Here is a 14,398-nt window from a genome sequence, read left to right on the forward strand (position 1 = left end):
TACCCGACGGCTTTGCTTGCCGGGACACTACAATGCGGGAACCATTCCTCCCTTGGAAGAGTTTCGAAGCCGACACAGGATTTTGGATGATGCCCCGCAGGAATGGCGAAAAACGCGACGGGCTCGCCGCCGATATCCGGCGCCAGCTCGGCACCGAGGCGACCAAGCGCTTTCTGCGCACCTTACCGGCCTTCCGCACGGAGTCCGATATTCCCGACCGTCTGAAGGAATTGCTCGACCGCCTGGACGGCGTCGAAGCCAAGGTGGTCGCAGGCGGGCGCCGTCGGTAGACACCGTCGCCAGCAACGCGACCTGCGATTGCGGCCGCAATTCCTCGCCATCGCGCGACATTTACCCGCAGTAACTTTGCGTGATCTCCGCCTTGCGGCAGCGCGCCGCTCCGCCTATGTTTCATGATGAACATGATTTCCCCCGAAGCTGTGGCAAACAGCAAGCGCGCCTGGTTGAAGATCCTGTCGCGCTATAAAAAGCCCGACAGGCGTCGCAGCGCCGTCGAACTCGCCATCACCCTCATCCCCTTCGCCACGCTGTGGGCACTGTCCTCGGCCGCTTATGCCTATGGCCATTGGTGGGGTCTGGTCCTCATCCTTCCGGCAGCCGGCTTTCTGGTGCGTATCTTCATGATCCAGCACGATTGCGGCCACGGCTCCTTCTTTGCCAACCGCTATGCCGACGACTGGATCGGCCGCGTGCTTGGCGTGTTGACGCTGACGCCCTACGATTGCTGGCGCCGCGCCCACGCAACCCATCACGCCAGCGCCGGCAATCTCGACGAGCGCGGCACCGGCGACATCAAGACACTGACGGTCGCTGAATATCGGCAACTGTCATGGCGGGGCCGGCTCGCCTATCGCCTCTATCGTCATCCGCTGGTGATGTTTGGCCTTGGCCCGATATGGATCTTCATTTTCGAGCAGAGACTGCCCTTGGGCATGATGCGGGGCGGTTTCACCCCCTGGGTGTCGTCGATGTCGACCAATCTCGCCATCGCGGTCATCGCCGCGCTGCTCATCTGGTTCGTTGGCCCCGGCGCGTTCCTGGTCGTGCATTTGCCGATCGTCATCCTCGCCGGATCGGCCGGCATCTGGCTGTTTTATGTCCAGCATCAGTTCGAGGAGACGGAGTGGACAAAGGACTCCGAGTGGGAATTCCAGCACGCTGCCCTGCACGGTTCGTCCTATTACGACCTGCCGCCGGTGCTGAACTGGATCACCGGCAATATCGGCGTCCACCACGTGCATCACCTCTCGGCCAAGGTGCCATGCTACCGGCTTCCGGAAGTGTTGAGGGACTATCCGGAGCTGCGTGAGATCGGCCGCGTCACACTCCTCGACAGCCTGCGCTGCGTCAAGCTGGCGCTGTGGGACGAGAGTCGCAGCAAGCTGGTATCGTTCCGCGAAGCGCGGATGGCCGTGTAAAGCATACCGCCGCACCTAAAGCGCGTCGCGCTCGACCGGCCTCACGCGACGCGCTTTAGGTTGTTGTTTATGCATGCCGTTATCGCAAAACCGCTGACACTTTTGCGCGACATGCGTTAGGGGTGCGGCGGGCTCCACATTCCGAGCTTAAGCCGCCCGGCGCTGGTCGCGCATCAGGATCTCGCCCTGGCGGATCTCGGTGCCCAGCACTTTCAGGCATTCGCGCATGAAGGCGGCAAGGCCCGGCCAGCCCTTGGCCGACACCAAATTGCCGTCGACATGGGCGCCGGTCGGCGCAACATCGATATAGATGCCGCCGGCCAGCGTGACTTCCGGCTCGCAATATTGCAGCGCCGCGACTTCCCTGCCGCGCACCACGCCGTCGACCGCGATCAGGATCTGCACGCCGTGGCAGATGGTGAAGATCGGTTTTCCCGTCTCATGGAAATGCCGCACCAGCGCCTGCACGCGCTTGTCGATGCGGATATATTCCGGCCCGCGCCCGCCCGCCGCGTAGACGGCATCGTAGTCGGCCGGATTGACCTCGGAAAACGTCTTGTTGAGGATGTAGTCGTGGCCGAGCTTTTCCGTATAGGTCTGGTGGCCCTCGAAGTCGTGCAGGGAGGTCTTCAGGATATCGCCGGCCTTCTTGTCGGGGCAAACGACATGGACGGTGTGGCCCACCGCATGCATGGCCTGTTCAAAGACGAAAATCTCGTACTCCTCGCTGAACTCGCCAACGAGCATCAATATCTTCTTGCCAGCCATACCCGGTTCCTCCCTTGTGGCCACATTTATTCGGATCGCGAAATAATGGGCCTATCCTAAGGCGGAGAGGCGCAAAATAAAAGGCTGAATCGGGAATGTGGTCCGACCAGACAGGGCTTCTGGCCCTCTGGAGCGGATCAGCCGGCGCGCACCCGCCGCCAGGAATATTTCGGGCCTTTGGCCTCCGGCTTCACCGCCGGCTGATAGAACAGCGGCAGTCCGCCGGTGCGGCCTTGCTCGAGCCGCTTCAGCAGCACCGGGTGCGATACCTCGAATTCATCGAAGCCGACGCGCAGCATATGCGGCAGCTGATCGATCAGCACCTGCCCGGTGGCGCGCATAGCGCCTGCAAAATGATAACGGCTGCGCAGCAATTCGCCCTTGGAGAACGAGCGGCCGTCATTGAACGCCGGAAACGCCAGCGCAACCAGCGACAGCTGATCGAGCAGGCCTGCGATCTTCTCAAGCTGATCGCCGGGCTGCAGCAGCACACCGATGCGCTCCTTCGCCGACCGCCGCACCTCCGGATCGAGGCCCAGAAACGCCTGCAACGGCAGGATGAAACGGCCATTGCCGACCAGCGCCTCGGCGCTTTCGGCATGAACCCACTCGTCCTCGCGGAACCCATCCGGTGTCCACAGCCGCATGGCGTTTTCGGCTATCAAGTCGCTCATCAAGAAAATTCCCAAGTCCAAAGATTCTAAGTGCAAAACACCTCAGGGTGCGTTGAGATTCAGGTCAGGCCGAGCCGGAGCCGAAGGCGGGCGCGAAGCGACCAAACTGCGTGGCTTCCGAGAACCGGAGCGGAGCGTACTTTGGGTACGTGAGCGCCGGAAGCGCAGGAAGCCGCCGTTTGAAGGCCGGCTGAATATCAATATACCCTAAAGTGATGCGTCGGTCAGCGACCTTTCCAGCCCCGACAAGTGGATGCCGCATTCGGTCTTGGCGTGCCCGGCCCAGCGGCCGCTGCGCGCATCGTCGCCCGGTTGCACCGGCTGCGTGCATGGGAAACAGCCGATCGACAGATAGCCATAGGCGACCAGCGGGTTTTCACGCAGCGCATGCGCGCGCATGTAGCCGGCCTGGTCCGATGTCGTCCAGTGCGCCAGCGGATTGATGCGGATGCGCGAGCCGACCGCCTCGAACACTGGGAGCGCTGCCCGGGTCGCCGCCTGGAAGCGCTTGCGGCCGGTGAACCAGGCGCGGAACGGCTCAACGCCGCGCGCCAGCGGCTCGACCTTGCGCACGTCGCAGCAGGCGTCGGTGTCCGTCTCGTTCAGATTGCCGGTCGGGTCGATCCTTGCCAGCGCCGCATCGTCGGGCCTGATCACCCGGATATCGCTCAGCCCGAAATCGGCGGCCAGCGCGTCACGATAGCCGAGCGTTTCCTCGAAATGCTTGCCGGTGTCGAGAAAGATCACCGGCAGCGTGCGGTCGATCTCGGCGATCATGTGCAGCAGCACCGCCGAATCCGCGCCGAAGGACGAGACGGCGGCGATTTCGCCGTGAAAGAACTCCCGGGTCGACCGCTCGATGATCTCCAGCGGCTTCAGATGGCCGTAGAGCGCGTCGAGACCCGCCGCTTGGGCGGCGATGCCGGCCTCCACGTCGACGATACGGTCAAGCGGCCTTGGCTTCGCCAGCATAGAGCGCCTCCTTGAACGGCGCGGGACCGACTCGGCGGTAGGCGTCGATGAATCTTTCGTTTCTGTCCAGCCGAAGCCCGAGATAGGTCTCGACGATCTGCTCGATGGCATCGGTGATCTCTTCCGAACTGAAGCCGCGGCCGATGATCTCGCCGACCGAGGTGTTCTCGTCGGCCGAGCCGCCGAGCGTCACCTGGTAAAGCTCGGCGCCTTTCTTCTCGACGCCCAGGATGCCTATATGGCCGACATGGTGATGGCCGCAGGCATTGATGCAGCCGGAAATCTTCAGCTTCAATTCGCCGATGTCGCGCTGGCGCTCCAGCGAAGCAAAGCGCCGCGAGATTTCCTGCGCCACGGGAATGGAACGCGCCGTTGCCAGCGCGCAATAGTCAAGGCCGGGGCAGGAGATGATGTCGCTGATCAGGTTGGAATTGGCCGTCGCCAGCCCGATATCGACAAGCGCGTCATAGACCGCCTTGAGGTCGGCCCGCGCGACATGCGGCAGGATCAGGTTCTGCTCGTGACTGACGCGCAGCTCGTCGAATGAATATTTTTCGGCAATGTCGGCGACCGCTTCCATCTGGCTGTCGGAGGCATCGCCCGGCGTCTCGCCGATGCCCTTGAGCGAGATGGTCACCGCCGCGTAGTCCGGATGGCGATGGGTGACCACATTCTGATCCAGCCATTCGGAAAAGCTCTTGGAGTCGAGGCGGGCAAGCTTGACCGCCTCGTCGCCTTCCGGCCGGTCGACAAGCGGAGGCGGCGCGAAATAGGCATCGATGGCGCGGATGTCTTCTTCCGGCAGCCTCAGCTCGGCGTCCTTCAACTCCTGCCATTCGGCCTCGACCTGGCGGGTGATCTCCTCGACGCCGGTCTCATGGACCAGGATCTTGATGCGCGCCTTGAACTTGTTGTCGCGCCGGCCATAGAGGTTGTAAACGCGCAGGATCGCCGTGCAGTAGGACAACAGATCCGCTTCGGGCAGGAAATCGCGGATCTTCTTGGCGACCATTGGCGTGCGGCCCTGGCCGCCGCCGACATAGACGGCGAAACCGAGCTCGCCGGCGGCGTTCTTCTTCAGATGCAAGCCGATGTCGTGCGTCTGGATGGCGGCGCGGTCGCGCTCGGCGCCGGTCACCGCGATCTTGAATTTTCGCGGCAGGAACGAGAACTCCGGATGCACCGAGGACCATTGCCGCAGGATTTCGGCATAGGGGCGCGGATCGGCAACCTCGTCAGCGGCGGCGCCGGCGAAGTGGTCGGCGGTGACGTTGCGGATGCAATTGCCGCTGGTCTGGATGGCGTGCATCTCGACGCTTGCCAGATCAGCCAGGATCGCCGGGATGTCCGACAGCGCCGGCCAGTTGAACTGGATGTTCTGGCGCGTCGTGAAATGGCCGTAACCTTTGTCGTATTTGCGGGCGATGTGGCCGAGCATGCGCAGCTGCTTGCTGTTCAGCGTGCCGTAGGGCACCGCGATGCGCAGCATATAGGCATGCAGCTGCAGATAGACGCCGTTCATCAGCCGCAGCGGCCGGAACTGGTCCTCGGTGATCTCGCCGGCAAGGCGCCGCGCGACCTGGTCGCTGAACTCGGCGACGCGGGCCTTGACGAAATCGTGGTCGAACTCATCGTAACGGTACATATTCAGGTCTTTCCGGGCGCGTCCGCCCGTTATTTTCTTCGTTCGAGCATGATCGGGATCATGCTTGTGTCATCTATGCCGCGCGTGCGGCTTGCGGACGGGCCTGCTTGCCCAGGTCGTTGCGGGTGGTCGGGCCGGCGGCACGGATCTTTTCACGCAGCCGGACCGCTTCGACCGTGCCGTTGGCCACGGTCACGTCTATCAGGTTGACGTCGACCACTTCGTTGTTGGCGGAGGCCTTGGCGCCGATTGCCTCCAGCCGGTCCTCGGCCGCCTTGTCATGGGCGATGTCGGCATGGTCGATGATCTCGGCCCAGCCGCCATTGGCGTACCAGACGGCTATGCCGTCGGCGAGGCGGTTCGCGGTCAGGACTTTCATTGGCTCACTCCTTGCGCGGCAGCACTCGCCACGCTTTCCTGCCTGTGTGCCGCCAGCGGCTCGGACCGTTCGAAATTGGCCCCGGCGACCGCGTCGCCGATGATGGTCATCACCGGGCCGCTGAGGTCGGCGCGCGCCTCCAGCGACGGCAGGTCGGCGAGCGTGCCGTGGAAACGGCGGCGGTTGGCAAGGCTGGCATTCTCGACCACGGCGACGGCCGTATCCGGCGACAGGCCGGCTTCGATCAGCCGGCCGGCGACCTCGGCGGCGACCGAGCGGCCCATATAGACGGCGACCGTCGCGCCGGAAATGGCGAGCTTTGCCCAGTCGGGCAGCGAATTTCCCTTGAGGTCATGGCCGGTGGTGAACACCATCGACGACGACACGCCGCGCAGCGTCAGCGGCAGTTCGAAATCGGCGGCGGCGGCGAAGGCCGCGGTGACGCCCGGAACCACTTCGTAGGCGACGCCGGCATCGCGAAGTGCCGCCATCTCCTCGCCGGCCCGGCCGAACACCAGCGGGTCGCCGGACTTCAGCCGCACGACACGCTTGCCGGCGTGGCCAAGCTCGACCAGCAGCGCATTGATCTCGGCCTGGCTCTTGGAATGGCAGCCCTTGCGCTTGCCGACCGGCAGGCGCTCGGCATCGCGACGGCCCATTGCGACGATCGCCTCCGGCACCAGCGCGTCATGGACGATCACGTCGGCTTCCATCAGCAGGCGATGGGCGCGCAGCGTCAAAAGGTCCTCGGCGCCTGGACCGGCGCCTACAAGCGCGATATGGCCCGATGCCGGTTCTGTCGAAAGCAGCAAGCCGACGGCCGCATCATGCGCCTGCGAAAGCTCGCCTGCCTCGACAGCGCGGGCCGGCGCGCCGCCAAAGAAATCGCTCCAGAAGCGGCGGCGGGCATTGCCCTTCGGCAGCAGTCTTTCGGCGGTGTCGCGAAAAGATGCGGCGAGCGCCGCGAGCGGCCCGAGCGAGGGCGCCAGCATGCGGTCGATGCGGCTGCGCAGCATCTGCGCCAGCACCGGGCCGGCACCTTCCGTGCCGATGGCAATGGCGACCGGCGCGCGGTTGACCAGTGCCGGCGTGAAGAAATCGCATAGCTCCGGCCGGTCGACGGCATTGACCGGAATGCCCAGCCGGCGCGCATCCCCGGCAACGCGGCGATCGAGCGCCTCGTCGCCGCTGGCGGCAAACACCATCACCGCACCATTGAGATGTGCTGCATCATAGACGTCGGCGATGTGGGCGGCCCCCGTCTCGGCGATAAAGGCCAGCAGCTCCGGGCTTGTTTCATCGCTGACGATGCGCAGCACAGCGCTCGACTGCGCGAGCAGCCGCGCCTTGGCCAGCGCTTCCTCTGCGCCGCCGACGATGGCTATGGCTTCGCCCTCGACCCGCATGAAGACGGGAAAGGCATTGAGCTTGGGTGTGGCTTGCGGCATGACGAGCGGAATCCTGGAACCGTTTGTCAGTTCTACGCGGAGGCGCGAAAAACCAGAAGGCACCCACTCGCGCATCGCTTCGTAGCAGGCAATCTCTTTTCTGCAAGCATGAAGGCCAAGAGAAAAATATTCCACATTCAAATGCGGGGCAGATTGAAGCTGCTGTTGCAGCCCTTGATCCGCTGCCTTTTTAGCGGCCGGAGGAGCTAACCACAAAACAGATTTTTCTAAATTCTATCAATTTAGTAGATTAAGCCGCCGGATGCTGACCGAGCGATCGACGGCAGCCCCGCACTCTCGCCGACCCCTGTCGGAGCACCGGGTCCGAGTGCCGGAACATTCCCGCCTCGGCACGCGTTTGCCCTATGGACCCAGGCCCGGTCACACCCCTGCGGCAAAGGCCCGGCGATGGGCTCGAAAAATCAAAAAAGGAGCGCCCCATGAGCAACGTCAGACTGAAACGCGGACTATGGATCGTGGTGGCAGATGGCGAAAAGGCGCTGTTCCTCGAGAACCGTGGAGACGTCCAATATCCCGACCTTCAGGTCGTGCACGAGATGGAGCAGGAAAATCCGGCAACCCGAGAACAAGGCACGGACCGCCCCGGCCGCTACAGCGACGGCCCTTCCGTCCACCGCAGTGCGGTCGAGGACACCGACTGGCACCGTCTCGGCAAGGAGCGTTTTGCCGAAGAGATTGCCGACAGGCTCTACAAGCTCGCGCATCGCGGCAGCTTCAAGGAGATCGTGCTGATCGCGCCGCCGCCGGTGCTGGGCGACATGCGCAGGAAGCTGCACAAGGAGGTCACCGACAAGATAACGGCCGAAATTCCAAAGACGCTGACCAACCACAGCATACCCGATATCGAGAGCCTGCTGCAGGCGACCTGATCGGGCATCGGCGGCGTGTAATTTCCTTACTAATCCTAGGCTGGGGCAGGTCCCAGGCTGGGGCAGGCGAGGACAACCGCATCAGGTTTGCGCTCCCCTCACCCTTACCCATTCCTGGGCGAGCCGCTTGTCTCGCCCGCCCTCCGGACCCCGTGAAGGACGGGGAGAGGGGGTCGCCAGCGTTCAAAGCTGATCTGGCGCCGACGGAAAACATCCGAAGTTAATTAGCAGGATCACGGCGACAAAACGTCGGTCGGGATGCGCCAGCATCGTCATTGACCGTCGAGCATCACGGCCATGCAGATGGTGTCAAAATAGCGACCATCAATGCAAACGCCACGCCTGAGGACACCCTCCGTAACAAAACCAGTTTTTTCATACAGCGTTATGGCCCGGCTATTATCGGCGTGCACCGAGAGTTCAACGCGAACGAAGTTTTCTTGCCGAGCCTTTTCCAAGGCGGCGGTGATAAGGCGACGGCCCAATCCTTGTCCACGATAATCGGGTATGATTCCCATCGCTAAACTTCCGCGATGAGCGTGGGATGGAAAGAAATGGCGGGTGATGTCGCACCATCCCACAACACGGTCTCCTTCCGTCGCTACGATATGCGGGTTTCGCTGCTTAATCATGTTCAAAACGAAATCGCGTGTCTCAGGAAGCGGGAACGCTTCCAGCATGGTCAGGTATTTTCTCTCCCGCGCGACCACGTCGAGAGCCGCATGGAAACTCTCAATGTGCTCTGCGGCTGTATTGGCGATTTTAACCATACTTCCTCCAAGGCTCTCCGGGTTCCCGAGGTCTTTGTCGAAGATTGTCTCATCCGCAAGCGCCCGGCTTCAAAAACGTCTGTGGCGCAGTAGGAGGCTGCCACGATCTGACAGGACACGGATTGGCGAATCGCGCCTGATGCGTCGCACCCATCTTCCATCCGAGGTCCGCTTCGGTCTGCTAAACGGATGAATCCCAGTTCTATAAATGCACAATTAGCAGCATCTGCCTGTGCGAACGGGATAAGCCCTTTTCCGTATCAATCGCCTGCCTGGAGCACGCGCGCCGTAGCGGCAAATCTTGCCGGCTCAACGCCTTTTTGCCGCCTTGCCATCGATTTCATGGGGATTGCGGGTTGTCTCGCGACTGTCCCAGCCTCCATACTGCCAAGGCGGCGGCCATTGGACGGCGCATATCCGACATCGCGATTCCTGAAGGCGCTCCATAGACAATGCCGCATGACACGCCCCTTATCGCCACCATCGTCGCCGGTCTGGGGCTGGCTTTCGTCTTCGGCGCACTTGCCAACCGTTTTCGCGTGCCGCCGCTGGTAGGCTACCTCGTCGCCGGCGTTCTGGTTGGACCGAACACGCCGGGTTTCGTCGCCGATGCCGGCCTCGCCAATGAACTTGCCGAGATCGGCGTCATCCTGCTGATGTTCGGCGTCGGCCTGCATTTCTCGCTGAAGGACCTGTTGTCGGTCCGCGCCATCGCCGTGCCCGGCGCCATTGTGCAGATCGGCTTCGCGACAGCCCTCGGCGCCGGCCTTGCCTGGATGCTCGGCTGGTCGATGGGCGCGGGACTGGTCTTTGGCCTGGCGCTTTCCGTGGCCTCGACCGTGGTGCTGTTGCGCGCCCTGCAGGAGCGGCGGCTGATCGAGACCGAGCGCGGCCGCATCGCCGTCGGCTGGCTGATCGTCGAGGATCTGGCGATGGTGCTGGCGCTGGTGCTTTTGCCGGCATTGGCCGGCGTGCTCGGCGGCCAAGAGCAGGTGGAGGTGCACTCCAGCGGTCTGCTGTCGCTGCCGGCGAGCTACGGCGTCTGGGGCGTCGTCGCCGTCACACTGGCCAAGGTCGCGGCCTTTGTCTTGGTCATGCTGGTGGTCGGCCGCCGGCTTATCCCCTGGGTCCTGCACTACGTCGCCCATACCGGATCGCGCGAACTGTTCCGGTTGGCGGTGCTTGCGATTGCGCTTGGCGTCGCCTTCGGCGCGGCCAAGCTGTTCGGCGTGTCACTGGCTCTTGGCGCTTTCTTCGCCGGCATGATCATGAGCGAATCCGAGCTCAGCCACCGGGCGGCTGAGGAATCGCTGCCGCTGCGCGACGCCTTTTCCGTGCTGTTCTTCGTTTCGGTCGGCATGCTGTTCGACCCGTTCAGCGTGATCAGCAATGGCTGGCCGATCCTGGCGACGCTGGCCATCATCGTTGTCGGCAAGTCGCTGGCAGCCTTTGTTATCGTCGTCGTCTTCCGCTATCCGGTCGCAACCGCATTGATGATTTCGGCAAGCCTAGCCCAGATCGGCGAATTCTCGTTCATCCTGGCTGAACTCGGCGTCGGGCTGAAACTGCTGCCCGAACAAGGCCGCGACCTCATCCTCGCCGGCGCCATCCTGTCGATCGTCCTCAATCCGCTGATGTTTCTTGCCGTCGACCGGATGAAACCCTGGCTGGAAGCACGCGCCGGCAGGACGGCGCCGTCCGGCGAAGCAAGGCCGATCGGCCCGGCGACCGAGCCCGGCCAGGTGGCTTCGGTCGCGGCGCCTGCTAACGAGGATGGCCCACCGCCCAGGACGAGGCTGACCGGCCACACCATCCTGATCGGCTACGGCCGCGTCGGCAGCCTTGTCGGTACATCGCTGAAGCAGGCCGCCCTGCCCTTCCTCGTCATCGAGGATGCCGACAAGACGTTGGCGAAACTCAAGGCCGAAGGCGTCGAAACCGTACCCGGCAACGCGGCGAGTGGCGACGTGTTCGCCGCATCCAATCCCGCGGGCGCGAAGCGGCTGATCCTGGCCATTCCCAACGCCTTCGAGGCCGGGCAGGTCGTGCTGCGCGCCCGCGCCGCCAATCCGGCAATCGAAATCATCGCCCGCGCCCATTCCGATGCCGAGGTCGAGCACCTCAAAAACCTTGGTGCCGACACCGTCATCATGGGCGAACGCGAGATCGCCCGCGGAATCGTCGAGGTGGTGACGGCAGCACCGAAAGCGCCCACGGCAGCCTAAGCCTGCGCTGCCCCGCCAGCGTTGCGGTCAAGCCCCTTCTCCCCGTTCTTCACGGGAGAAGGTCCCGGCAGGGGGATGAGGGGCAGCGTCAACGATTGATCAAAACCAACAGCTCAAACGTGCTGGCCGCCATTGATGTGGATTTCCGAGCCGGTCACGTAGGACGCCTGCTGCGAGCACAGGAAGAAGATGATGTCGGCAACTTCCGCCGTGGTGCCCAGCCTTCTCAGCGGAATGGTCTCGACGATTTTTTCCGTGCCCGGCGACAGGATCGCGGTGTCGATCTCGCCCGGCGCAATGGCGTTGACGCGAATGCCGTGCGGGCCGAAATCATGCGCCATCTCGCGGGTCAGCGAGCCGAGTGCCGCCTTCGACGTCGCATAGGCGGTGCCGGCGAAAGGATGCACGCGGGTGCCGGCAATCGAGGTGACGTTGACGATGGAGCCCTTGGCCGATGCCAGCTCCTTGAACAATCCCCGTGCCAGCATGATCGGGGCAAAGAAATTCACCTGGAAGACGTCGCGCCAGACATGCATCGGCGTGTCGATCGAGTTCATGCGGCTGTTGCCGTCCTTGAGCTTCGGCGAGATGCCGGCATTGTTGACCAGCGCATGCAGCTGCCCGCCATGCGCCTCGAGCCGGTGGCGGATCTCGGAGATGGCGATGCCGACATCCTCCTGGTCGGCGAGGTCGACCTTGATATGGTCTTCCGGGCCGGCCGGCCACGGGCAGTCCTCGGCAAAGGCCTGGCGCGAGCAGGTGATGACGCGCCAGCCTTCGCGTGAAAAGCGCTTGACCGTGGCGTGGCCGATGCCACGGCTGGCGCCGGTCAGCACAATGGTCTTTCTGGTGTCGGTCTCTGCCATTCGCGGTCTCCAAACGGGAGATGTAGCGGAACGCGGCAGCGGTGGCGAGGGGGCCTGTTGTTCAGCCGCCTGTCAGGATGTCCAGGATCGACGTCTGCCGCTTCTTGACCGGGCCGCCGACATTGCCGGGCGGCACCGGGTGCTTGATCGATCCGGTGGCGCTGTCGACCCCCGGCATGGCCAGGCCGCCGGCATCGACCGTCTCGGCGGGACGCACGGGACGCGAAGCCGGCTGGGTAGCTGCCACAGGCGGCGCCGATTGGCCAACGGAAGCGACCGGCGCCGGCGGCGGCGTGTCGGACGGTATGTCGTCCGGGACGATGGTGTCGGGCGGCGTCGACTTCCAGGTTCCGGGCAGCGGTCGCACCGGCACGCCCTCATGCGCGGCGACCATGAACTCGTGCCAGGCCTGCGCCGGCAGCGCGCCGCCGGTGACCTTCTTCATCGCGCTGCCGTCATCATTGCCGAACCAGACGCCGGTGGTCAGATTGGCGGTATAGCCGATGAACCAGGCGTCGCGCGAATTCTGGCTGGTGCCGGTCTTGCCGGCCGCCGGCCAGGCGAACGCCGCCTTCCTGGCCGTGCCGATTTCGACCGTGCCGGTCATCATCGAGTTCATCATGCCGACGACATCGGGCTTGACGACGCGCGGCGCACCGCCGCCATTGTTTTCGTAGAGCACCTTGCCGTCGCTCGTCGTGACGCGGCGGATGAAATGGATGTCGGGCTTATAACCGCCATTGGCGAAGGGAACATAGGCCGAGGTCAGTTCCAGCGGCGTCACTTCCGAGGTGCCGAGCGCGATTGAGGTGTTGGCTGTCAGCTCGGACTGGACGCCCATGCGGTGCGCCGCCTCGACCACCGCATTCGGCCCGACTTCCATGGTCAGCTGCGCGGCCACCGAGTTCAGCGATTTTGCCAGCGCCGTCGCCAGCGTCACCTTGCCGAAATATTTGCCGCCGTAATTGTCGGGCGTCCAGTTGCCGATCTTGATCGGCGCGTCGTTGCGCACGCTGTCGGGCGTGCGGCCGGATTCCAGCGCCGCCATGTAGACGAACGGCTTGAACGCCGAGCCCGGCTGGCGGCGCGCCTCCGAGGCGCGGTCGAACTGGCTGGTCGAATAGTCGTAACCGCCGACCATCGCACGCACCGCGCCGGAATTGTCGATCGACACCAGCGCGCCCTGGCTGACATTGAGCTTCTTGCCGCTCTGGTTGATCAGCCGGCGGATCGATTGCTCGGCGAGTTTCTGCAGCGTCAGGTCGACGGTCGTGTCGACGACGATATCGCGGCGCACGTCGCCGATCAGGTCGGGCAGTTCTTCCATGATCGTATCGGCGACGTAGTTTTCCGAGCCGGTCCAGTAGGACGGCGCGCGTGTCGCCGGCGCGCTCATTGCCGTGGTCTGCTCCTTGGCGCTGATCTTGCCCTCGTCGCGCATCGCGGCGAGCACCAGCTGCGAGCGCTGCTCGGCCGCCTTCGGGTCGCGCGCCGGCGACAGCCGCGACGGCGCCTTGAGCAGACCGGCGAGAAGGGCGGCCTCCGACAGCGTGACGTCACGCGCGCTCTTGCCGAAATAGCGGCGCGAGGCCGCTTCGACACCATAGGCGCCAGAGCCGAAATAAACCCGGTTGAGGTACATTTCGAGGATCTGGTCCTTCGTATGCTTGTGCTCCAGCCACAGCGCCAAGAGCACTTCCTGCACCTTGCGTTCCAGCGTGCGGTCCGGCGTCAGGAACAGGTTCTTGGCCAGCTGCTGGGTCAGCGTCGAGCCGCCCTGCGAAAAATGCCCGCCCAGTACATTGGTCACCATGGCCCGGGAAAGGCCGATCGGGTCGATGCCGAAATGCGAATAGAAGCGGCGGTCTTCGATGGCGATGACGGCCTCGGGAATATAGGGCGACATTTCGTGCAGGCCGACGGCCTCGCCGCCGCTCATGCCGCGATTGCCAAGCAGCTGGCCGTCGACCGAGACGATCTTGATGTTGGGGGCGCGGTCGGGAATGGCCCAGGTGGTGGCCGCCGGCATTTTCGCGCCGTAATAGACGACGATGCCGGCAGTGGCGATGCCGCCCCAGATGGCCAGCACGAAGCACCAGTAGAACAGCCGGGCAAGAACGCCGAACACGCCGCGCCGGCTTTTGCCGCGCCCGCCGCGCGGCGGCTTGGCCTTGGACGATTTGCGCTTTGCAGCGGCTTTTCGGTTGCTCGGCACGACGCGGTCCTCCTCGCTTACCGAAAAACCGGCCGAGGATCTCGCCCCCGGCGATGCCTCGAAGCTGGGCTCGATGCGGCTGTCTTTCCGGTTCGCCATGCGCTGTG

At 63.9% G+C, this 14,398-nt stretch carries 13 protein-coding genes; 4 read left to right on the forward strand and 9 right to left on the reverse strand.

Annotated elements, in window-relative coordinates; all coding sequences use genetic code 11:
• Window positions 1-86: 86 nt before the first annotated feature.
• On the forward strand, window positions 87-290 hold the full coding sequence (locus NKH33_RS04460) for a hypothetical protein (protein ID WP_023675249.1): 204 nt from the start codon (window positions 87-89) through the stop codon (window positions 288-290).
• A 126-nt stretch (window positions 291-416) separates the two neighbouring features.
• Window positions 417-1,439, forward strand: coding sequence for a fatty acid desaturase (locus tag NKH33_RS04465; RefSeq protein ID WP_352469420.1), 1,023 nt, complete (start codon window positions 417-419; stop codon window positions 1,437-1,439).
• A gap of 147 nt (window positions 1,440-1,586) precedes the next feature.
• Here NKH33_RS04465 and NKH33_RS04470 read toward each other — a convergent pair whose 3' ends face one another.
• The 6 genes from NKH33_RS04470 to cysG form a co-directional block, all read right to left on the reverse strand.
• Complete coding sequence (locus tag NKH33_RS04470) at window positions 1,587-2,207, reverse strand: DJ-1/PfpI family protein (RefSeq protein ID WP_352539419.1); 621 nt, start codon at window positions 2,205-2,207, stop codon at window positions 1,587-1,589.
• Between the two features lie 137 nt (window positions 2,208-2,344).
• Complete coding sequence (locus NKH33_RS04475; RefSeq protein ID WP_352539420.1) at window positions 2,345-2,881, reverse strand: DUF934 domain-containing protein; 537 nt, start codon at window positions 2,879-2,881, stop codon at window positions 2,345-2,347.
• A 207-nt stretch (window positions 2,882-3,088) separates the two neighbouring features.
• Window positions 3,089-3,853: a phosphoadenylyl-sulfate reductase gene (locus NKH33_RS04480; RefSeq protein ID WP_352448339.1), complete on the reverse strand. Its 765-nt coding sequence runs from the start codon at window positions 3,851-3,853 to the stop codon at window positions 3,089-3,091.
• Window positions 3,828-5,498, reverse strand: a complete 1,671-nt coding sequence (locus tag NKH33_RS04485; RefSeq protein WP_352469418.1) for a nitrite/sulfite reductase — start codon at window positions 5,496-5,498, stop codon at window positions 3,828-3,830. The genes NKH33_RS04480 and NKH33_RS04485 overlap by 26 nt, the downstream gene beginning before the upstream one ends.
• A 73-nt stretch (window positions 5,499-5,571) precedes the next feature.
• Window positions 5,572-5,877 (reverse strand): DUF2849 domain-containing protein, encoded by a 306-nt coding sequence (locus NKH33_RS04490; protein ID WP_352469417.1) that lies wholly within the window; start codon window positions 5,875-5,877, stop codon window positions 5,572-5,574.
• Window positions 5,874-7,325, reverse strand: coding sequence for a siroheme synthase CysG (cysG, locus tag NKH33_RS04495; protein ID WP_352539422.1), 1,452 nt, complete (start codon window positions 7,323-7,325; stop codon window positions 5,874-5,876). Before cysG ends, NKH33_RS04490 begins: the two co-directional genes overlap by 4 nt.
• A gap of 440 nt (window positions 7,326-7,765) precedes the next feature.
• On the opposite strand from cysG, the gene NKH33_RS04500 reads away from it, so the two are divergent.
• Window positions 7,766-8,215, forward strand: coding sequence for a baeRF12 domain-containing protein (locus tag NKH33_RS04500; protein ID WP_352448343.1), 450 nt, complete (start codon window positions 7,766-7,768; stop codon window positions 8,213-8,215).
• A gap of 272 nt (window positions 8,216-8,487) precedes the next feature.
• Here NKH33_RS04500 and NKH33_RS04505 read toward each other — a convergent pair whose 3' ends face one another.
• A complete protein-coding gene (locus NKH33_RS04505) occupies window positions 8,488-8,985 on the reverse strand; it encodes a GNAT family N-acetyltransferase (RefSeq protein WP_352818324.1) in 498 nt (165 codons plus the stop codon).
• A 452-nt stretch (window positions 8,986-9,437) separates the two neighbouring features.
• On the opposite strand from NKH33_RS04505, the gene NKH33_RS04510 reads away from it, so the two are divergent.
• A complete protein-coding gene (locus NKH33_RS04510) occupies window positions 9,438-11,210 on the forward strand; it encodes a cation:proton antiporter domain-containing protein (protein ID WP_352818328.1) in 1,773 nt (590 codons plus the stop codon).
• 113 nt (window positions 11,211-11,323) lie between these two features.
• Here NKH33_RS04510 and NKH33_RS04515 read toward each other — a convergent pair whose 3' ends face one another.
• Together NKH33_RS04515 and NKH33_RS04520 are read right to left on the reverse strand one after the other, a co-directional pair.
• Window positions 11,324-12,076, reverse strand: a complete 753-nt coding sequence (locus tag NKH33_RS04515) for an SDR family NAD(P)-dependent oxidoreductase (RefSeq protein ID WP_023675240.1) — start codon at window positions 12,074-12,076, stop codon at window positions 11,324-11,326.
• A 61-nt stretch (window positions 12,077-12,137) separates the two neighbouring features.
• The gene (locus NKH33_RS04520) at window positions 12,138-14,390 is read right to left on the reverse strand and encodes a PBP1A family penicillin-binding protein (protein WP_352918318.1); all 2,253 of its coding nucleotides are present in this window, start codon (window positions 14,388-14,390) and stop codon (window positions 12,138-12,140) included.
• Window positions 14,391-14,398: the final 8 nt, after the last annotated feature.

The organism is Mesorhizobium sp. M1182, assembly GCF_040318335.1.
Classification (GTDB): Bacteria; Pseudomonadota; Alphaproteobacteria; order Rhizobiales; family Rhizobiaceae; genus Mesorhizobium.

Excerpts from the sequence above, each read along its gene's own strand:
- NKH33_RS04460 (WP_023675249.1), top strand. The coding sequence starts at position 87 with ATGATGCCCCGCAGGAATGGCGAAAAACGCGACGGGCTCGCCGCCGAT.
- NKH33_RS04465 (WP_352469420.1), top strand. The coding sequence starts at position 417 with ATGAACATGATTTCCCCCGAAGCTGTGGCAAACAGCAAGCGCGCCTGG.
- NKH33_RS04470 (WP_352539419.1), bottom strand. The coding sequence starts at position 2,207 with ATGGCTGGCAAGAAGATATTGATGCTCGTTGGCGAGTTCAGCGAGGAG.
- NKH33_RS04475 (WP_352539420.1), bottom strand. The coding sequence starts at position 2,881 with ATGAGCGACTTGATAGCCGAAAACGCCATGCGGCTGTGGACACCGGAT.
- NKH33_RS04480 (WP_352448339.1), bottom strand. The coding sequence starts at position 3,853 with ATGCTGGCGAAGCCAAGGCCGCTTGACCGTATCGTCGACGTGGAGGCC.
- NKH33_RS04485 (WP_352469418.1), bottom strand. The coding sequence starts at position 5,498 with ATGTACCGTTACGATGAGTTCGACCACGATTTCGTCAAGGCCCGCGTC.
- NKH33_RS04490 (WP_352469417.1), bottom strand. The coding sequence starts at position 5,877 with ATGAAAGTCCTGACCGCGAACCGCCTCGCCGACGGCATAGCCGTCTGG.
- cysG (WP_352539422.1), bottom strand. The coding sequence starts at position 7,325 with ATGCCGCAAGCCACACCCAAGCTCAATGCCTTTCCCGTCTTCATGCGG.
- NKH33_RS04500 (WP_352448343.1), top strand. The coding sequence starts at position 7,766 with ATGAGCAACGTCAGACTGAAACGCGGACTATGGATCGTGGTGGCAGAT.
- NKH33_RS04505 (WP_352818324.1), bottom strand. The coding sequence starts at position 8,985 with ATGGTTAAAATCGCCAATACAGCCGCAGAGCACATTGAGAGTTTCCAT.
- NKH33_RS04510 (WP_352818328.1), top strand. The coding sequence starts at position 9,438 with ATGCCGCATGACACGCCCCTTATCGCCACCATCGTCGCCGGTCTGGGG.
- NKH33_RS04515 (WP_023675240.1), bottom strand. The coding sequence starts at position 12,076 with ATGGCAGAGACCGACACCAGAAAGACCATTGTGCTGACCGGCGCCAGC.
- NKH33_RS04520 (WP_352918318.1), bottom strand. The coding sequence starts at position 14,390 with ATGGCGAACCGGAAAGACAGCCGCATCGAGCCCAGCTTCGAGGCATCG.